The organism is Variovorax terrae (assembly GCF_022809125.1).
Lineage (GTDB): Bacteria > Pseudomonadota > Gammaproteobacteria > Burkholderiales > Burkholderiaceae_C > Variovorax_A > Variovorax_A terrae.
Genome location: NZ_JALGBI010000001.1, coordinates 2,044,640 through 2,062,396 on the forward strand (window position 1 = coordinate 2,044,640; position 17,757 = coordinate 2,062,396).

Annotated in this window: 17 protein-coding genes; 5 read left to right on the forward strand and 12 right to left on the reverse strand. The window is 70.0% G+C overall.

The window, feature by feature from the left end; all coding sequences use genetic code 11:
• Nucleotides 1-44: 44 nt before the first annotated feature.
• A complete protein-coding gene (locus tag MMF98_RS09615; RefSeq protein WP_243306056.1) occupies nucleotides 45-740 on the forward strand; it encodes a substrate-binding domain-containing protein in 696 nt (231 codons plus the stop codon).
• 55 nt (nucleotides 741-795) lie between these two features.
• Here the strand turns inward: MMF98_RS09615 and MMF98_RS09620 are convergent, their stop codons facing one another.
• The 3 genes from MMF98_RS09620 to MMF98_RS09630 form a co-directional block, all read right to left on the reverse strand.
• Nucleotides 796-1,278 (reverse strand): hypothetical protein, encoded by a 483-nt coding sequence (locus MMF98_RS09620; RefSeq protein WP_243306057.1) that lies wholly within the window; start codon nucleotides 1,276-1,278, stop codon nucleotides 796-798.
• Nucleotides 1,279-1,490: 212 nt separating this feature from the next.
• Nucleotides 1,491-2,315: an alpha/beta fold hydrolase gene (locus tag MMF98_RS09625; protein WP_243306058.1), complete on the reverse strand. Its 825-nt coding sequence runs from the start codon at nucleotides 2,313-2,315 to the stop codon at nucleotides 1,491-1,493.
• A 5-nt stretch (nucleotides 2,316-2,320) separates the two neighbouring features.
• Nucleotides 2,321-3,292: a Bug family tripartite tricarboxylate transporter substrate binding protein gene (locus tag MMF98_RS09630; protein WP_243306059.1), complete on the reverse strand. Its 972-nt coding sequence runs from the start codon at nucleotides 3,290-3,292 to the stop codon at nucleotides 2,321-2,323.
• Between the two features lie 124 nt (nucleotides 3,293-3,416).
• On the opposite strand from MMF98_RS09630, the gene MMF98_RS09635 reads away from it, so the two are divergent.
• Entirely contained in the window at nucleotides 3,417-4,307 is an 891-nt protein-coding gene (locus MMF98_RS09635; RefSeq protein WP_243306060.1) for a LysR substrate-binding domain-containing protein, read from the forward strand.
• A gap of 17 nt (nucleotides 4,308-4,324) precedes the next feature.
• Here the strand turns inward: MMF98_RS09635 and MMF98_RS09640 are convergent, their stop codons facing one another.
• The 9 genes from MMF98_RS09640 to MMF98_RS09680 form a co-directional block, all read right to left on the reverse strand.
• On the reverse strand, nucleotides 4,325-4,897 hold the full coding sequence (locus MMF98_RS09640) for an HdeD family acid-resistance protein (RefSeq protein ID WP_243306061.1): 573 nt from the start codon (nucleotides 4,895-4,897) through the stop codon (nucleotides 4,325-4,327).
• 69 nt (nucleotides 4,898-4,966) lie between these two features.
• Entirely contained in the window at nucleotides 4,967-6,118 is a 1,152-nt protein-coding gene (locus MMF98_RS09645; RefSeq protein ID WP_243306062.1) for an aromatic ring-hydroxylating oxygenase subunit alpha, read from the reverse strand.
• Nucleotides 6,119-6,180: 62 nt separating this feature from the next.
• On the reverse strand, nucleotides 6,181-7,716 hold the full coding sequence (locus tag MMF98_RS09650; protein WP_243306063.1) for a serine hydrolase domain-containing protein: 1,536 nt from the start codon (nucleotides 7,714-7,716) through the stop codon (nucleotides 6,181-6,183).
• 113 nt (nucleotides 7,717-7,829) lie between these two features.
• Nucleotides 7,830-10,196 carry a YgiQ family radical SAM protein gene (locus tag MMF98_RS09655; protein WP_243306064.1) on the reverse strand — a complete coding sequence of 789 codons (2,367 nt, stop codon included), beginning with the start codon at nucleotides 10,194-10,196 and terminating at the stop codon, nucleotides 7,830-7,832.
• Nucleotides 10,197-10,299: 103 nt separating this feature from the next.
• Complete coding sequence (locus MMF98_RS09660; protein WP_243306065.1) at nucleotides 10,300-10,893, reverse strand: GAF domain-containing protein; 594 nt, start codon at nucleotides 10,891-10,893, stop codon at nucleotides 10,300-10,302.
• Between the two features lie 57 nt (nucleotides 10,894-10,950).
• A complete protein-coding gene (locus MMF98_RS09665) occupies nucleotides 10,951-12,069 on the reverse strand; it encodes an oxidoreductase (RefSeq protein ID WP_243306066.1) in 1,119 nt (372 codons plus the stop codon).
• A gap of 27 nt (nucleotides 12,070-12,096) precedes the next feature.
• Nucleotides 12,097-12,555, reverse strand: coding sequence for a MarR family winged helix-turn-helix transcriptional regulator (locus tag MMF98_RS09670; RefSeq protein ID WP_243306067.1), 459 nt, complete (start codon nucleotides 12,553-12,555; stop codon nucleotides 12,097-12,099).
• Nucleotides 12,536-12,745, reverse strand: coding sequence for a hypothetical protein (locus MMF98_RS09675; RefSeq protein ID WP_243306068.1), 210 nt, complete (start codon nucleotides 12,743-12,745; stop codon nucleotides 12,536-12,538). Before MMF98_RS09675 ends, MMF98_RS09670 begins: the two co-directional genes overlap by 20 nt.
• Nucleotides 12,742-14,334: an FAD-dependent oxidoreductase gene (locus tag MMF98_RS09680; RefSeq protein ID WP_243306069.1), complete on the reverse strand. Its 1,593-nt coding sequence runs from the start codon at nucleotides 14,332-14,334 to the stop codon at nucleotides 12,742-12,744. The genes MMF98_RS09675 and MMF98_RS09680 overlap by 4 nt, the downstream gene beginning before the upstream one ends.
• Nucleotides 14,335-14,470: 136 nt before the next feature.
• On the opposite strand from MMF98_RS09680, the gene MMF98_RS09685 reads away from it, so the two are divergent.
• The 3 genes from MMF98_RS09685 to MMF98_RS09695 are packed head-to-tail and all read left to right on the forward strand — an operon-like array spanning nucleotide 14,471 to nucleotide 17,757.
• Nucleotides 14,471-15,370 (forward strand): MurR/RpiR family transcriptional regulator, encoded by a 900-nt coding sequence (locus MMF98_RS09685; protein ID WP_243306070.1) that lies wholly within the window; start codon nucleotides 14,471-14,473, stop codon nucleotides 15,368-15,370.
• Nucleotides 15,367-16,701, forward strand: a complete 1,335-nt coding sequence (locus MMF98_RS09690) for an aspartate aminotransferase family protein (RefSeq protein WP_243306071.1) — start codon at nucleotides 15,367-15,369, stop codon at nucleotides 16,699-16,701. Before MMF98_RS09685 ends, MMF98_RS09690 begins: the two co-directional genes overlap by 4 nt.
• A 60-nt stretch (nucleotides 16,702-16,761) precedes the next feature.
• Nucleotides 16,762-17,757: a Bug family tripartite tricarboxylate transporter substrate binding protein gene (locus MMF98_RS09695; protein WP_243306072.1), complete on the forward strand. Its 996-nt coding sequence runs from the start codon at nucleotides 16,762-16,764 to the stop codon at nucleotides 17,755-17,757.

The following is a 17,757-nucleotide window of genomic DNA, read 5'->3' on the forward strand; positions in this document are numbered from 1 at the left end:
TTGCGTCTTCCGCTCCACCGAGTCCGTTTTCCGAAAGCAGCCGCATGGCCTCTCCCATCACCCTCAGCATCATCTCCTCGATGGCCACCCGCCAGGTGCTGGCCGAACTCATCGAACAATTCCACCAGACCTCGCCGATCCGCGTGCGGCTGGAGTCCGTCGGCGGCGTGGACGCTGCCAAGCGCGTACAGGCCGGCGAGGCCTTCGACATCGTCATCCTCGCGGCCAACGCCATCGACAAGCTGATTGCCGAGGGGCGCATCGCCGCCGGCAGTCGGCGCGACCTCGTGCACTCGGGCGTCTCGGTCGCGGTGCGCGCCGGCGCGCCGCGGCCGGACATCGACTCGGAAGAAGCCGTCAAGCAGGCCGTGCGCCAGGCGCGCTCCCTGAGCTACTCCACCGGCCCGAGCGGCGTGCACCTCGTGAAGCTGTTCGAGCAATGGGGCATTGCCGACGAGATCAAGGACCGCATCGTGCAGGCCCCGCCCGGCGTGCCCGTGGGCTCGCTGGTGGCCAAGGGCGAGGTGGAACTGGGCTTCCAGCAACTGAGCGAGCTGATCCTGCTGCAGGGCATCGACGTGCTGGGCCCGCTGCCGCCGGCGATCCAGATCGTCACCACCTTCTCGGCCGGCCTGTGCGCCACCTCCACGCAGGCCGATGCCGTGCGCGAGCTGCTGGACTTCATGGCCTCGCCGGCCGCCGCGCCGGCCAAGCAGCGCAACGGCCTCGAAGCGGCCTGAGCGCATCCGGCTGAAGGAGCGCGGCGGGCGCCGCTCAGGACGCGCCGGGCGCCGCTCAGGACGCGCCGTCCGCTGCTGCCAGGTGGCCCGGCGTGGTGGCGATGAAGACGGCGCGCGCCGCCGGCGCCGGTCCCGTGAGCGTGATGCGGGCCTGCCCCGGCCCCATCGACTGCAGCTCCACGCCCAGGCGGGCGCCCTCCTGGCCGAACGGCAGCCGCGGTTCCACGGCCGCCACCACCTCGGCGCCGCGGCCCGGCGGGTTCGCCTCGGCCAGCCATTCCACACGCACATGCGCTGCCGCAGGCGCGGCGCCGCCCTGCGCGACGACCACCCGGTAGCTGCCCGTGCGCCCTTCGGACGACCAGTGGCCGCCCGTCACGACGCTCGACGATGCGCCGCCCGAGGTGGAGACAGAGGAAGAGGACGAAGAGGAGGCCGACGACGAGGCGGCGGACGAGGAAGCCGCCTGCCCCGAGGCCACGGCCGGCAGCACCAGCACGGCGGCGAACAGGGTGGCGGCGGTGCGATCGATCATCATGGTGGCACCCCTTTGCACATGGCACACCAGCCTTGCAGAGAACACGCGGCGGCGCCATGAACCCGGCGGGAGAACCTGCCCCGCCCCGGCGGCCGCTGCCGTTGGCTGGACTCACGCGCCCATTGTGGCACTGCGGCGGCCCGGCCGCCAGTTGCTCCTGTTTTCATAGCAACCAATGACCACGCCACCTGGACATCAGCCACTTTTGGCTCTTAATTCCGGCAAAAAGGCTCCAACCCGGCTCGCTGGAGGAAAGACAGCACCGCCGCATTGAACGCGGCCGCCTGCTCGTAGTAGGGCGAGTGTCCCGCGCCCTCGATCACTGCCGTGGCGCTGCCTGGCACGCAGCGGGCCAGCGCCGCGGCCAGCGCGGGCGTCACGAGGCGGTCGTGCCGGCCCGTCACGAACAGCGTGGGGCAGTGCACCTGCGCCAGCGCGGCCAGCGGCAGCAGGTGCGGCGGCGCCAGCAGCGCGCGCAGCCGCGCCTGCCAGCCCGCCATGCCCGGCGCGGGCGCGAACACGGCCGGGTTGAAGCGATTGATCTGCGCATAGAGAAACGCCGCTTCGGGCTGCGCCGCCGCGTAGCCGGGGGCGAAGGCGCGCTCCTCCACCGGCGTGGTGTCGGCCTCGTCCATGAAGCGTTGCAGGCTCTCGAGCAGCGGCGCATGGGCCACCCCGAGCGGTGAATCGCAGGGCACGAAGGCCCAGACGCGGTCCGGGTGCCCGCAGGCCAGCCGCAGCCCCGTCACGCCGCCGAGCGACTGGCACACCAGCGCGGCCCGCGCGATGCCCTCGGCGTCGAGGATGGCCAGCGCGTCGTCCACGAAGCATTGCGGCACGAACGAGGCCGGCTCGGCCGCCGAGCGGCCCATGCCGCGGTGGTCGTACACCAGGCAGGTGAAGTGCTGCGCAAACCGCGGAATCTGCTGCCACCAGGTGGCGGCATTGGAGCCCGCGCCGTGGCAGAACAGCACAGCAGGCCCCTGGCCGTGGCGCTCGTAGTAGATGGCGGTGCCGTGCGAACGGACGAAGCTCACGCAGATCAATCTTCGAGCTTGAGCTGCGGCACGATCGCGCGGTACTTGCGCTCCTCCGCCTCGACGAAGCGCTGGGCGCTCCAGGGATCGAGCCCCGCCGACGGGATGCTGGCGCCGCTGGTGCGCACGAAGGCCTGCAGGGCCTCGGTCTGGTAGGCCTCGCGCAGGGCGCCGTTGAGCCTGTCGATGACCGGGGCGGGCGTGCCGGCCGGCGCAAAGATGCCGGCCCAGACCGTGTAGTCGAACCCCTGCAGCGCCGGCATGCTCTCGCTGAAGGTGGGCACCTGGGGCAAGGCCTCGGAGCGCGCCGCCGACGTGATGGCAATCGGACGCAGTTGCCCCGCGTTGATGATGGGCAGCGCGCTCACCACCGGCGAGACGATGAGGTCGATCTGCCCGCCGATGGCGTCCGTGACGAAGGGCGCCCCGCCCTTGTAGGGAATGTGCAGCATCTCGATGCCGTTGCGCTGCGCCAGCAGGTGCAGCACGACGTTGTGGAAGGTGCCGCGCCCCGGCGTGCCGTAGGAGATCTGCTGGCCCTTCCTGCCCGCGCCCACGATGTCGGCGATGGATTTGTAGGGCCGCTGGTTGTTCGACAGCAGCACCACCGGCGAGGCATAGGTGAGCATCACGGCCCGGAAATCGCTGCTCTTGTAGTTCGGAGTCTTGAGCGCCAGCGGGGTCAGCACCAGTTCGTTGACCGACCCCACCAGCAGGGTGTAGCCATCGGCCGGCGCCCGGGCCACACGCCGCGCGGCCAGGGCGCCGCCCGCGCCCGCCACGTTCTCCACCAGCACGGGCTGCCCCAGCTTCCTGGCGAGTTCCTCGCCCCAGCGGCGGGCCACGATGTCGGTGGTCCCGCCCGCGGGATAGCCCACGACCAGGGTCACGGGCTTGTTCGGGAACGGGGTGGAGGCCCCGGCCGCGGTCCAGGCCAGGGCATGGATCAGGACAGCGGCAAATGGCAGCAGGCGCATGGATGTCTCCTTGTCGGTTCTTCGGGTCATGCAGCCTGGAGCGGCGGCAATGGGCGAATTCTGTGATTGCGCCGCGGCCGGGTAAATCGAATAATCGGCAATCCTCCATTCCTTTCTGGAATACATGAGCCGCCTGCATCCTCCTGTTCACCTGCTCCGCGCCTTCGTGGCCACCGCGCGCCAGTCCACCATCTCGGGGGCGGCCCGGGAACTGCACCTGACGCAGGGCGCCGTCAGCAAGCAGGTGATCGAACTCGAAGCGATGCTGGGCCTGGATCTGTTCATGCGCGTTCGCGGCCGGCTCGTCCTCTCGCCTGCGGGCCAGCGCTACCTGCCGGCGGTCTCGCAGGCCCTGCAGCAACTGGAGACGGCCACGCTGGACGTGATGGCGCAGCAAGGCCGTGGCGGTGTTCTGAACCTCTCGACCACGCCGACGTTCGGGGCCAAGTGGCTGATTCCGCGGCTGCCCGCGTTCCAGTCGGCACATCCCGAGGTTTTCCTGAACTTCATACCCTTCTCGCAAGGCCGCGACTTTGCCCTGCCCCAGCTCGATTGCGCCTTCCGCTACGGCGAAGGCGTCTGGCCGGACACGACGGCCCGCTATATCGCCGGCAGGGAGTTCATCCTGATCGCGCCACCCGGGCTGCCCGCCGCGCAGAAGCTGCGCCAGCGCGGAGACATCCGCCAACATGCGCTGCTGCAGCACCCCAGCGAACCCACGGCCTGGCTGCGCTGGTGCGAAGCGTATGGCGTCGACCATCCCAACCCGGTTGGCGGGCCCCGGCTCGACCAGGTCACCTCCATCGTCCGGGCCGTCATGGCCGGCCTGGGCATCGGCCTGGTGCCCCTGTGCCTGGTGAAGGACGACATCGACAACGGATTGGTCGAGGCGCCCTTTGCATCAACGCTGACGATGCCCTCGGGCTACTACTTCTGCTACCCCGAAGCCAAGGCGGGGCTGCCGGCCTTGGCGGCGTTCGAGGACTGGGTTGCCACGCAGGCGGATGCGGCCTGACGCCGTGGCCACCTGCGTCAGGCCGCCCTCGGCATGGCCTTGCGCATCTTGAAGGCCAGCACCACCAGCAGCACACCGAACAGCACCGCGTAGGCCGCCAGCATCCACAGCAGGGCCAGGGCGCCCGCGCCGGGCTGGATCATCACGAGCACGCCGAAGACCACCGAGACCAGGCCACCCAGGGCCAGCAGCCATTCGCCTTCGATTTCCTTGCGCAGGCGAACCGCCGCCACGATCTGCAGCAGCCCCGTGGCCAGCGCCCAGGCGGCCACGTACAGCACCAGCACCAGCGCCGTGATGCCGGGCGCGAAGAAGGTGATCAGGCCGACGCCGATGCCCACCAGCCCCCAGAGCAGCAGCGCCCACCAGGCGTCGTTTTCCTTGCGGCCCTGGATGGCCGTGATCACGCCCAGAAGGCCATCGGCCATGACGAAGATGCCGAAGACCAGCACCAGCGCCGCGAGCGAGATGCCCGGCTGGAGCCACGTGAAGACGCCGAAGGCGATGGCAAACAGGCCACGGATGAGCAGCAGCCACCACGCGCGGGAGAGTTGCTCGGCCAGGGGGCGGGGAAACGTCGATGGAATCATGGAAGAGTCCTCCGGAGTGTCCGGCCATGTTAGCGGCGGAATCGCCCGCGGTGAAGGCCGGCCGCCACCTCACCGGATCGCGGCCCCCACATCGGCGTGGAACTTCGCCGCCTGGCACTCCGTCGCGCCGAAGTGCAGCACGGTGTTCGCACCGCTGGCGAAGGTGGACTGGGCCGAGACGCCCAGCGCAAAATCCTCGTCCAGCGCGCCCCAGAACGAGTCCACGTTCTTGCGCCAGTAGCCGATGGATTTTTCCGTCTGCGGCATCTCGGGCACCAGCGTCGCGCCCAGCACGCGGCTGTGGTCCACGCCCTCGGGCAGCACCGTGAACGCATTGGCGTGGTCGCCTTCGTGCAGGATGAAGGTGGCCGGGAAGAAGTAGTAGATGATGTTCGAGTGCGGGCCCACCTGCCAGGCGGCCTTGGGCTGGCCGCGCAGGCTTTCGATGCTGCGCTTGGGCAGGAACAGGCGCTGGTGCCGGCCGTCGTGGTCGGCCATGAGCAGGTTGTCGTGGAACAGCCCCGCGATGCTGTTGCGGTGCGCGTACTGGAAGTGGTAGGTTTCCAGGTTGCCCTCGAACGGGATCTTCCAGTTGGCCGCGTTCGCAAACTCGCGCTGGTGGAACGGCGCCCAGCCGTCATAACCCCAGGAACGCAGGTCCGCGCCGAAGCGGCCCAGCCAGGGGGCGAGATCGAGTTGCGCGCTCTCGCCCTGCGCCTGGTCCACGACGCGCGCAATGGCCCAGACGAAGCCCAGCGCCTCCCCCGCCGGCACGCGGGCCAGCGTGCAGTGCTGCGGTGGCGCATGCGGGAAGTCGCCGCCATGCGGCCGGCCGCGCAACGCGCCATCCAGGCCATAGGTCCAGCTGTGGTATGGGCAGACCAGGGCGCGCTGGCTGGCCCGGCCCGGCGGCTGCAGCCGCGCGCCGCGGTGGCGGCAGGCGTTGATGAAGCCGTTGACCTGCCCGCCCTCGCCGCGCACCAGCAGCAGAGGCAGGCCCGCCACGTCGAGTGCGAACGAGTCGCCGGCCTTGGCAAGGGCTGCCGACGGGCACAGCGCCAGTGGGTGCTGGCGGAAGATCATCGCCACCTCGCGCTCGTAGCGCACCGGGTCCAGGTAGCGCGCGACGGGGCTGGTGGCCGGCTCGCCGCGCTCGCTGCCTGCGGTGCCGATCAGCGCCAGCGCGCGCCGGATCAGGGCCACCTGTTCATCGTGCTGCATGGTGTCTCCGTCGTTCTTGCGCGAATGACTATACGGTGGAATGCGGCGGCAGGGCCGCCGCTTCAGTTGCTGGCTTCGCCGGTGAGACTGCCGCCGCGGCCCAGGCCGTCGGTGTAGCGGATCGCCACCTTGCTGCCGGTGAACTGCAGCACATAGTTGCCCGTGCCGGCTTCTTCGAGCCAGCGCTCGGTCACCGACAGCGTGTCGGGGCCGGTCCAGCTGGCCTTGCTGACCACCAGGTCGCCTGCCGCGGGATCGAGGCGTGAGAACCGCCCGTCCATGCCCAGCGGCCGTGTCGTTGTCTTCGTCTCGCTGCTGCCGCGCGCGGCATAGCTGACGATGTCGTAGGAGGGCTGGCCCGAGAGGTGCAGGGTCAGCTCCTTGATGCCCAGCTCGTTCGGCGCCAGGCGGTAGGTCTTGCCGGAAATGCGCTCGGCCAATGCGGGCGCGGCGGCCGCGGCAGACGGTTTTTCATCGGCCACGTCCGCGATGCGGCGCGCCAGCAGCGCCGCGGCCTCGGGGTTGGGCGGCAGCGGTTGATCCGACTTCGCCGCCTGGGCCATGAGGTCGAACAAGGCGCCGAAGGGGTAGTTCTTGCGGCCGGTCATGGCCGCCACCAGGCCGAGCTGCGGCATCACGAGAATGATCTGCCGGTTGTAGCCCACGGCCATGTAGGCCTTGCGCAGGGGGAAGGTCCACCAGAGGTCGCCGTAGCGCCAGTCCGCGGCCGCCGAGAGATTCATGGGCACCCTGGCCTGGTAGACGCGCTCCACCCAGCGGCGCGGAACGACCTGCGCACCCTCCCACTCGCCGCCGCGCAGGTACAGGTAGCCGAGCTTGGCCATGTCGCGGGTCTGCAGGTACAGGCCGAGGCCCCCCGTGGCAATGCCCTGCGGATCGTGCCGCCAGCGGATGTCTGAAATCCCCAGCGGCTTGAACAGATGCCGTGCGGCGAAATCCTGCACGTCCATGCCGGTCTGCCGGGCCAGAATGGCCGTCAGCAGATGCGGGCCGCCGCTGTTGTAGTTGAAGCCGGTGCCCGGCGCCTGCGCCATGGGGCGGTCCAGCACGTACTGCACCCAGTTGGCGCTGCGCTCGAGCTCGATCAGCGACCGCGGCGGCGCATCGCTCAGCGGCTCCGTCCAGTCCAGGCCCGAGGTCATGTCCAGCAGGTGCTGCACGGTCATGGCCTTCTTGCGTTCGTCCAGGTTGGCGATGGCGCGGTCGGCAAAAAGCTCCATCACCGGCTGGTCGGTGCCCTTCAGGCGCCCCTGCTCGATGGCGATGCCGGTGAGCGCGGCCACCACGCCCTTGGTGGCGGAATTGATGCGGTGCCGCAAGCCGGCCCGAAACGGCGCGTAGTAGGCCTCGGCCACCAGCTTGCCGTGGCGGGTGACGACCAGGCTGTCCATCTCGTTGGCGGCGCCGAAGTCCACCAGCGCGGCCAGCGCGCGCGAGTCCATGCCCTGCTCTTCGGGTGCGCTGCTCTCCCACTGCTGCGTCGGCCAGGGCCCCGCCGGCTGGGCCTGGGCGCCCGCAGGCAGGCATGGCAGCCCGCCAAGCAGGCCGGCCAGCAGGCAGCAAGTGAACCGTTGCATCGTGATCTCCTCTCGTGGAATGCGAGGCTCATCGTAGCCGGCCCGGCTTCAGGCATGGGGAGCCCTTCGGTTTGCTATAAATACAATAGCAGCCGATAACCACCCGACGCGGACTATCGGGCTTTTTTGCTGATTTTTGGAGCCGGTTTGGCCGCGCCCGTGGCGCGCGGCGGCAAACCGGTGTGCTGCGTGAGCAGCTTGCCGCGCCCGGGCTGCACCTTGCCCAGCGCCACCTTGTCCGCCACGCCCGTGGAGTTCTTGCGCCGCGCGCTCTGGTAGCTGCCGTCGGTGAGCGGCTGGAAGGTCGGGATCAGGTGGTGCTTGCCGTTGCCGATCAGGTCGGCGCGGCCCATGGCCTTGAGCGCCTCGCGCAGCAGCGGCCAGTTGTTGGCGTCGTGGTAGCGCAGGAAGGCCTTGTGCAGGCGGCGGCGCTTCTCGCCGCGCACGATGTCCACCGCCTCGCTGTCGCGCGTGATCTTGCGCAGCGGATTCTTGTTGCTGTGGTACATCGCCGTGGCGGTGGCCATCGGGCTCGGATAGAAGGTCTGCACCTGGTCGGCGCGAAAGCCGTTCTTCTTGAGCCAGATCGCGAGGTTCATCATGTCCTCGTCGCTGGTGCCCGGATGCGCGGCGATGAAGTACGGAATGAGGTACTGCTTCTTGCCCGCCTCGGCCGAGTACTTCTCGAACATCTGCTTGAACTTGTCGTAGCTGCCGATGCCGGGCTTCATCATCTTGGTGAGCGGGCCCTGCTCGGTGTGCTCGGGCGCGATCTTCAGGTAACCGCCCACATGGTGCTGCACCAGTTCCTTGACGTACTCGGGCGACTTCACCGCGAGGTCGTAGCGCAGGCCGGAGCCGATCAGGATCTTCTTGATGCCCTTGAGCGCGCGCGCCCGGCGGTAGATCTTGATGAGCGGATCGTGGTTGGTGTTGAGGTTCGGGCAGATGCCGGGATAGACGCAGCTGGGCTTGCGACAGGCCGATTCGATCTCGGGCGACTTGCAGCCGATGCGGTACATGTTGGCCGTGGGGCCGCCAAGGTCGGAGATGGTGCCGGTGAAGCCTTTCACGCTGTCGCGGATGGCCTCGACCTCCTTGATGATCGAGTCTTCCGAGCGGCTCTGGATGATGCGGCCCTCGTGCTCGGTGATCGAGCAGAAGGTGCAGCCGCCGAAGCAGCCGCGCATGATGTTCACCGAGAAGCGGATCATCTCCCACGCAGGGATCTTGGTCGCGCCGTCGTGGCCGCCTTGCTCGTCGGCGTAGGCCGGGTGCGGGCTGCGCGCATACGGCAGGTCGAACACATGGTCCATCTCGGCCGTGGTGAGCGGGATCGGCGGCGGGTTGATCCAGATGTCGCGCGCCGTGTGGCCCTCGCCATGCGCCTGCACCAGGGCGCGCGCGTTGCCGGGGTTGGTTTCCAGGTGCAGCACGCGGTTGGCGTGGGCGTAGAGCACCGGGTCGCTGCGCACCTGTTCGTAGCTCGGCAGGCGGATCACCGAACGGTCGCGCGGCGGCACCTTGAGCCTGCCGCGGCCCTGCAGCGCGGGATTGGGCACGAAGGTCAGCGGCTGGATGGCCGGGTTGACGGCCGGCGAGCCGGCGGCTTCGGCCTGGGCGGCCACCGCCTGCGCCGCCTCTTCCTTGGCGCAGCTCGCGCCCTGCTCCCGGGCCTGCTCGGAAATCATCAGGTAGGGGTTGACGTGCGCCTCGACGCGGCCCGGCTCGTCCACGCTGGTGGAATCGATCTCGAACCAGCCTTGGGCCGACTCGTCGCCGCTGCGGCGGATGAAGGCCGTGCCGCGCACGTCGGTGATCTGCTCCACCGGCTCGCGCGCGGCCAGGCGGTGGGCGATCTCCACGATGGCGCGCTCGGCGTTGCCATACAGCAGCAGGTCGCACTTGGAGTCCATCACGATGGAGCGGCGCACCTTGTCCTGCCAGTAGTCGTAATGCGCGATGCGGCGCAGCGAGCCCTCGATGCCGCCCATCACGATCGGCACGTCGCTGTAGGCCTCCTTGCAGCGCTGCGAATAGACCAGCGCCGCGCGGTCCGGCCGCCGGCCGCCCACGTCGCCGGGGGTGTAGGCGTCGTCGCTGCGGATCTTGCGGTCCGCCGTGTAGCGGTTGATCATCGAATCCATGTTGCCGGCGGTCACGCCGAAGAACAGGTTCGGCTTGCCGAGCGCCTTGAACGGGTCGGCGCTCTGCCAGTCGGGCTGGGCGATGATGCCCACGCGAAAGCCCTGCGCCTCCAGCATGCGGCCGATCACGGCCATGCCGAAGCTCGGGTGGTCCACATAGGCGTCGCCGGTCACCACGATGATGTCGCAGCTGTCCCAGCCCAGCGCCTCCATTTCCTTGCGGCTCATCGGCAGGAAGCGGGCCGTGCCGAAGCGGGCCGCCCAGTACTTGCGGTAACTGGTCAGCGGCTTGGCGGCGCGCGCAAAGAAGGAGACGTCGACGGGGGCGTTCATGGGTCGGGGGGCATGGCCGGCCCGGAGGCATCGGCCAACGGCGGCGGGAAGGCCCCGATTTTAAGTCGGGGGCCCATATCCTGACCAGCCCGGGGTTGTTGGCTCAGAAACGCCGGTGCTCCAGGGGCATCAGCGTCAGCTCGGGCGGCGGTGGGCGGTTGCGCTCGGCCTCGCGCTGCCTGTCGAGCTTCTGGGCCGCGAGCTGGGCCGTGTACTGCAGCCGCTTGAGGTCGGTCGGATTGGGCTCGCCGTGCGCGGTGAAACTGAAGGCGCACAGGGTGCCGTAGACCTCGCCGCTCCTGAGCACGATGGGCGTGCTGATGTGTGTGCCGATCGGGTGCGGCACCTGGACCAGCAAGGCCGCCGAGGCCGGCAGCCGGGCGGCATCGTGGATGTACTGCGGCAGCCGGCCGTCCACCACACGCTGGCACCACGACTCCTCCAGCGGGCTGCCGCCGCCCGCAGCCACCACCTCCCGGCCGGGCATCGTGGCCACATGCCGGAACATGCGCTGGCCGCCGGTGAATTCCGAGACGAACACCACGTCCATGGCCATGCGGTCGCGCAGCAGGCGCAGCACCTCGGGCACGCAGTCGTCGATCAGGCTGTCGGCGTCGTCCGCCGTGGCCACCAGCAGCTCGGAAATCTGCACGCTGAGGGCATCGGGCTCGTAGTCCAGGTCGTACATCGAATTCATCTCGCTCTTCAAAAATCCAATCGGGTTTGTCGGGGGTGCTCGGTGCGTGCCGAGGCTTCAAGCGGCGGCGGCCAGGTCGCTCGTGTCCACGAAGCGGCCCTCGCGCGCACTCTGCTCGCCGCGCGCGAGCAGCCCCATCACCTGCCGCACCTGCACCGGCGTCACGGCCAGCGGCCCGGCCCCGCGCAGGTGGTCGCGCAGGTGGTCGCGCAGCGACGCATAGTACTGCAGGTAGTTGCCGGGCGGTGCCGGCGCGGGCTGCTCGGCCGGGATGCCGGCCGGCAGCACCAGTTGGCCCGGCCGCGGATCGTGCCCCCACCGGGCCGGCGCGCGCCCCTGGAGGTCGAGGCATGGGCGCTGGCCGGCGCGCAGGGCGTCTTCCTGCGGGTCCAGCCCTTCCTTGACGAAGGCGCCCTGCGTGCCCTGCACGCGCCAGCGCAGGCCGGGCGCGGGGGCCAGCGCGCTGGCGTGCAGGGTCACCCGCAGGCCGGGGTGGGTGCGCTCGTAGCGCAGCTGGGCATGAAAGAAGTCGTTGGTCTGCGCGCCGTCGCGCTGGCGCGCGAGGTCCAGCAGCAGTTCGTCGGGGCAGCCGAACAGCTGCAGGGCCTGGTCCACCAGGTGCGAGCCCAGGTCCACCCACAGGCCCGCGCCCGGCAGGTCGCGGTCGCGCCAGCGGTCCAGCACCTGGGGGCGGTAGCGGTCGAAGTGCGACGCCACATGCACGATGCGCCCGAGCTGCCCGCCGTCCAGCACCTGGCGCAGCGCGAGGAAGTCGGCGTCGTAGCGCCGGTTCTGGAACACCGTGAGCACCAGGCCCTGTGCCTGGGCCAGCGCCAGCAGGTCGTCGGTTTCGGCCAGCGTCACGGTGCAGGGCTTGTCCACCACCACATGCTTGCCGGCCAGCAGCGCGGCGCGCGCCAGCGGGTGGTGGGATGCATTGTCGGTGGCGATGACCACGAGGTCGATGGCCGGATCGTCGAAGGCCTGCTGCGGCGCAGCCACGGTGCGCACGCCGGGCCAGTCGGCCTGCGCTTGGGCCGGCTTGCTGGTGGCGATACAGGCCAGCGCCAGGCCGGGCACGCCCGACAGCAGCGGCGCATGGAAGATGCGCCCCGCCGAGCCATAGCCGACCAGCGCGGCCCGCAGCGGGGCCGGATGAGATGAGGGTGCCGTCATGCGCCGATCATGCTTCAAAATCTGGCGCTAGCGCCGGGCGTGCTCGATCAAGCAGTCCAGCATCCGGCCCAGCTGCTGGCGCTCGGCGGCGGACAGGCAGCCGAAGATGTCCTCGTTGCGCCGCGCGATCAATTGCATCACGCGGCTCCAGAGCGCCTGGCCGCTGCGCGTGAGCGTGAGCACCACGCCGCGCCCATCGACCTCGCTGGCCTGCTTGCGCAGCAGGCCGCGCTCCACCAGCGCCTGCGCGGCGCGGCTGGCCTGGCCCTTGTCCAGGTTGGCCTTGGCCGCCAGCAGGTTGACCGACAGCGGCGCGAAGCTGCCGATGGCAGCCAGGCAGCGCGCCTCGCCCACCGGCAGGCCCATCTCGGCGGCGTAGGCATCGCTGCTGTGCTTGTCGGTGAGCTTGCTGACGAGGTGCAGCCGGTAGGTCAGGAACTGGTCCAGCGGCGGCGCCGCCGCCGGCTTACCGGACTGGCGGGCCATCGGCGGCTCCTTCGGCGGCGCATTGCCGGTGCGCGTGCGCCAGCAGCGGCAACACCTCCTCGGCCCGCTCGAAGCGGCTCATGAGCGACAGGCAGGCCATGGACAGGAACAGCGGCGCCTGCGCCGGCCCCACCTGGGCCAGCGTTTCGCACAGCGCGGTGTAGCAGCGGTCGAGATCGTGGTCGGTCATGCAGCAACTCCATGGGTGGCAAGGGCCGCCAGCAGCGGCGCCGGGTCCAGGCCGGGCCAGCGGCCCATCACGTAGCCGTCCGGACGCACCAGCACCAGGGCCTGGGCGGCGGCGCTGGGCAGGCCATAGCGCTCGCGCGCCTGGCCCAGGCTGTCGGCTGCGGGAGCGATCTCGAGCACGGCCACACCCTGCGCAGCGAGCTCTTTCACCCCATGCGGCAAGGCCCCGTCGTTGAACACCAGGCAGACGAAACCGGCACCGAAGCAGCTCGTGAGATGCAGCGGCCCGCCAGGCCCTGTCAGCAGGGCCTCGGGCGCCGGCCGGCCGGGCGCGGCGAGCTCACTGGCCCAGTCCCCGGCCTGCGGCACATTGAGCGGCGAGCCGTCGTAGGCAATCGGCGCCGACTGGCGCGGGTTGATCAGCGAACGCACCTTGTCGTCGTGCACGGCCAGCCGCAGCGCGGCCTCGCGCATGAGCTGGAAGGCGAAGTTGGGCGGTGCCATGAACTCGGTGCTCTTGGCGCCGTAGGCGATGTTCTCGCGCGCGGCGTGCACGCGCTCAACCGAGTAGGAGTCGAGCAGGCCCCCGGGCGAACGGCCGTCGATCACGCGCGCCAGCTTCCAGGCCAAGTTGCCCGCGTCATCCAGGCCCGAGTTGAGGCCGCGTACACCGAAGATCGGCACCAGGTGCGCGGCGTCGCCCGCGAACAGCACGCGGCCGTGGCGGTAGCTGGGCAGCGTGAGGCACTTGGCGTTGTAAATCGAGATCCACAGCGGCTCCCAGGGCTCGTTCTCGCCGATCATCGCCAGGTGGCTCTGCACGCGTGGCAGCACGTTACCGGGCTTGACGGCCTCCACCGGGTCCTCGTCGTCGCGGATCTGGTAGTCGATGCGCCACACATCGCCGGGCTGGCGGTGCATGAGGATGGTGGAGCCGGGGTTGGACGGCGGGTCGAACCAGGCCAGGCGCTCGACCGGGCGTTTCGTCTTCTGCACGATGTCCACGATCACGTAGCGGCCTTCATATTGCGTGCCTTCGAGCTGCAGGCCCAGTTGCTCGCGCACCGTGCTGCGCCCGCCGTCGCAGGCCACCAGCCAGCCGGCGCGCACCGCCGCCACACCCTGCGGGCCGTGCACCTCGACCAGCACGCCATCGGCCTGCGGCCGCACGGCGCCCACGCGGCTGGACCAGTGCACGCGGGCCAGTTCGCCAAAGGCCTCGGCCGCGCGGTGCGCAAACGCCTCCACGTGGTACTGCTGGATGTTGACCATGGGCGCAAAGCGCTGCGTGGGCTCGCTGGGCATCTGGAAGTGCAGGACTTCGGTGTCGCGCCAATAGCTGCGCCCGCCAGCCCAAGACAGGCCGGTCTCCACCAGGGGCCGGTCGGCGCCGGCCCAGCCCAGGATTTCCTGCGAGCGGCGCGACACGCAGATCGCTCGGCTGCCACTGCAGTAGCCCTCGTCGGCCTCGATCACGAGGCTGGCCGCGCCCTGGCGCGCCAGCAGCGCGGCCAGCGTCAGGCCGACCGGCCCGCCGCCGGCGATCAGCACCGGCACCTCGTCCGGAAGCTGCGAGCCTGTCTTGTTCATCTGGAGACGTCCCAAATAGTTGCGCCCACAACTATATCGCAGCTTTCCCGACCGGCTTCAAAAGCCTTGCTTGATTCAATTGGAACATCATGGTACAAACGGAACATTCACCAACAACGATCCATCCATGCACGCCATGAACATCTCCCTGAGCGACTGCCTGGCGCTGATCGAGTCGCACTTCAGCCAGATGGGCCCGGAGCTGCAGCGCTGCGCCCGCTGGGTGGCCGACCACCCGCGCGAAGTCGGCCTGCTGTCGATGCGGCAGCAGGCACAGCAGGCCGGCGCCACCCCCACCAGCATGATCCGCATGGCGCGCACGCTGGGCTTCGACGACTACACCTCGTTTCGCCGCCCGTTCCAGGACGCGCTGGCCACCCCGGTGCCCGACTACCGTGCGCGCGCCCGCTCGATGCAGGCTGCGGGCAGCGCCAGGCCAGCCGACAGGTTGGAGCCGAACCTCGAAGGCGTGCAGATCGACAACGTGCGCTCGGCCGGCGCGCTGAACCAGCCCTCGGCGCTGGACCGGGCCGTGGATGCCATGCTGCGCGCGCGACAGGTGGCGTTCCTCGGAGTGCGCTCCTGTTTCGCCATCAGCTACCACTTCCACTACGCCTACAGCCTGATCGCCGGCAACGGGCTGCTGGTGCATGGCCTGGGCGGCGCGTTTCCGGACCAGGTGGACGTGCTCGACGAGCGCGACCTGCTGGTGTGCATCACGCAGCAGCCCTACGGACGGCCCACCATCGAGGCCCTCCAGGCCTGCCATGCGCGCGGCGTCAAGGTGCTCACGCTCACGGACAGCCCGCTTTCGCCGGCGGCCGCGTACTCGGACCACCTGCTGCAGTTCCGCGCCGACTCCCCGTCCTATTTCCACTCCATGCTGGGCTCGCTGGCGCTGGTCGAAGGGCTGCTGGCCCGGCTCACCACGCGCGGCGGCCAGGCCGTGCTCGACCGCCTCTCCACGGTCGAGTCGCGGCTGGCCTCCAGCAAGGCCTACTGGAACCCGCCCACCACCTCCCGATCGAAGAAATGACCCACCTCTTTCACCGGCAATTGCGCCAGACCCTGCCCGAGGCCGCATCGGCCAAGGGCCTGTACATCACCGACACCGCCGGCAAGACCTACCTCGACGCCTGCGGCGGCGCAGCCGTTTCCTGCCTCGGGCACAACCACCCGGACGTCATCGCCGCCATGGCCGCGCAGATGGCCCGGCTCGACTACGCGCACACCAGCTTCTTCACCACGCGCGTGGCCGAGGAACTGGCCGACACGCTGATCGCCCAGGCGCCCGAAGGCATCTCGCACGTCTACCTGCTCTCCAGCGGCTCGGAGGCCATGGAGGCCGCGCTCAAGATGGCGCGCCAATATTTCGTCGAGCTCGGCCAGCCCCGGCGCACGAACTTCATCGCACGGCGCCAGAGCTACCACGGCAACACCCTGGGTGCCCTGGCCGTGGGCGGCAACGCCTGGCGGCGCGCGCAGTTCGCGCCGCTGCTGATCGACGTCACGCACGTGGCGCCCTGCTACGAATACCGCGACCGCCTGCCCACCGAGACGCCCGAGCAGTACGGCCAGCGCCTCGTGCGTGAACTCGAAGCCGAGCTGCTGCGCCTGGGCCCGGACACCGTGATCGGCATCTGTGCCGAACCCGTGGTGGGCGCCACGCTGGGCGCGGCGCCGCCCGTGCCCGGCTACTTCCAGGGCATCCGCGCGCTGTGCGACCGCTATGGCGTGCTGCTGATCGCCGACGAGGTGATGTGCGGCATGGGCCGCACCGGCACCCTGCATGCGCTGGAACAGGAGGGCATCGTGCCCGACATCATGGCCGTGGCCAAGGGGCTGGGCGGCGGCTACCAGGCCATCGGCGCGGTGCTGGCGCACGGCAGGGTGTACGACGCCTTCGACAGCGGCAGCGGCCAGTTCATGCACGGCCACACCTACATCGGCCACCCGGTGGCCTGCGCCGCGGCGTTGGAAGTACAGCGTGTGCTGCAGCGCGAAAAGCTGGTCGAGGCTTCGCGCGTGCAGGGCCTGGCGCTGCGGCGCAAGCTCGACGCCGCGCTCGGCGGCCATGCCCATGTGGGCGACATCCGGGGGCGTGGGCTGTTCCTGGCGCTCGAACTGGTGGCCGATCGCGCCAGCAAGCAGCCCTTCGACCCGAAGCTGCGGCTCAACGGCCGCATCCGCGACGAGGCCCTGGCCCGCGGCCTGATGGTCTACGCCATGGGCGGCACCATCGACGGCCGGCACGGCGACCATGTCCTGCTGGCACCGCCTTTCACCGTGCAGGAGCGCGACCTCGACACCCTCGTCGAGCGCCTTGCCGAATCCGTGGAGGCCGCGCTGGCCGGCCTGCCCGCCTGAACCCGCCCCCTCGATGCCTTCGATCCAACGAACCCTCTGCCCACCGCAAGAAAGCACGCCATGAAACACCTGTCCCCTCTTTGCAGCGCAGCGCGCCGCGCCCTGCTGGGCGCCTGCCTCGGCGCCCTGGCCCTGGCCTGCGCCCATGCCGACGCCCAGGATTACCCGAGCCAGCCGATCCGCATCGTGGTGCCCTTCGCGCCCGGCGGCACCACCGACCTGCTGGCCCGCCTGGTGGCCGACGGCCTGCGCACCCGCCTGGGCCAGCCCGTGGTGGTGGACAACAAGGCCGGTGCCGGCGGCAACATCGGCGCGGCCGAGGTGGCGCGCGCCGCACCCAATGGCTACACCCTCCTGCTGGCGACCCCCGGGCCCCTGGCCATCAACCAGTACACCTATTCCAGCATCAGCTATGACGCGGAAAAGCAATTCGCGGCCATCTCCAACATCGCGATGGTGCCCAACGTGCTGCTGGCCAGCCCGCAAAGCGGCCTGAAAACGGTGGCGGCCGTGCTCGCGCGCGCCCAGGCCGCGCCCGGCAAGCTCAACTACGGCAGCGCGGGCATGGGCAGCACCAGCCACCTGGCGGGCGAGCTGCTCAAGAGCCAGGGCAAGGTCAGCATCACGCACATCCCCTACCGCGGCATCGCGCCGGCCATGAACGACCTGGTCGCCGGCCAGATCGACCTGCTGATCGACAACCTGCCCACGGCCATGCCCATGATCGAATCGGGCAAGGCCGTGGCGCTGGGCGTCACCGTGAAGAACCGCACCGCCACGCTGCCCGGCGTCCCCGCCATCGCCGAATTGCTGCCGGGCTACGAGGTCGGCTCCTGGTTCGGCCTGGTCGCGCCCGCGGGCACGCCCGCGCCGGTGATCCACAAGCTCGCCGCCGCGCTCGACGACTTCCTGAAGCAGGACAGCACCCGGGAGCGCATCGCCAAGATGGGGGCCTCGGCCGACGGTGGCTCGCCCGAGAAGTTCGCGGCGCTCATCAAGGCCGAGCAGGCCAAGTTCCGCGACATCGTCAAGCGCGCCAACATCCGCGTCGAATGA

Coding starts and splice junctions, on each gene's coding strand:
- MMF98_RS09615 (WP_243306056.1), top strand. CDS start 45: ATGGCCTCTCCCATCACCCTCAGCATCATCTCCTCGATGGCCACCCGC.
- MMF98_RS09620 (WP_243306057.1), bottom strand. CDS start 1,278: ATGATGATCGATCGCACCGCCGCCACCCTGTTCGCCGCCGTGCTGGTG.
- MMF98_RS09630 (WP_243306059.1), bottom strand. CDS start 3,292: ATGCGCCTGCTGCCATTTGCCGCTGTCCTGATCCATGCCCTGGCCTGG.
- MMF98_RS09635 (WP_243306060.1), top strand. CDS start 3,417: ATGAGCCGCCTGCATCCTCCTGTTCACCTGCTCCGCGCCTTCGTGGCC.
- MMF98_RS09640 (WP_243306061.1), bottom strand. CDS start 4,897: ATGATTCCATCGACGTTTCCCCGCCCCCTGGCCGAGCAACTCTCCCGC.
- MMF98_RS09645 (WP_243306062.1), bottom strand. CDS start 6,118: ATGCAGCACGATGAACAGGTGGCCCTGATCCGGCGCGCGCTGGCGCTG.
- MMF98_RS09650 (WP_243306063.1), bottom strand. CDS start 7,716: ATGCAACGGTTCACTTGCTGCCTGCTGGCCGGCCTGCTTGGCGGGCTG.
- MMF98_RS09655 (WP_243306064.1), bottom strand. CDS start 10,196: ATGAACGCCCCCGTCGACGTCTCCTTCTTTGCGCGCGCCGCCAAGCCG.
- MMF98_RS09660 (WP_243306065.1), bottom strand. CDS start 10,893: ATGAATTCGATGTACGACCTGGACTACGAGCCCGATGCCCTCAGCGTG.
- MMF98_RS09665 (WP_243306066.1), bottom strand. CDS start 12,069: ATGACGGCACCCTCATCTCATCCGGCCCCGCTGCGGGCCGCGCTGGTC.
- MMF98_RS09670 (WP_243306067.1), bottom strand. CDS start 12,555: ATGGCCCGCCAGTCCGGTAAGCCGGCGGCGGCGCCGCCGCTGGACCAG.
- MMF98_RS09675 (WP_243306068.1), bottom strand. CDS start 12,745: ATGACCGACCACGATCTCGACCGCTGCTACACCGCGCTGTGCGAAACG.
- MMF98_RS09680 (WP_243306069.1), bottom strand. CDS start 14,334: ATGAACAAGACAGGCTCGCAGCTTCCGGACGAGGTGCCGGTGCTGATC.
- MMF98_RS09685 (WP_243306070.1), top strand. CDS start 14,471: ATGAACATCTCCCTGAGCGACTGCCTGGCGCTGATCGAGTCGCACTTC.
- MMF98_RS09690 (WP_243306071.1), top strand. CDS start 15,367: ATGACCCACCTCTTTCACCGGCAATTGCGCCAGACCCTGCCCGAGGCC.
- MMF98_RS09695 (WP_243306072.1), top strand. CDS start 16,762: ATGAAACACCTGTCCCCTCTTTGCAGCGCAGCGCGCCGCGCCCTGCTG.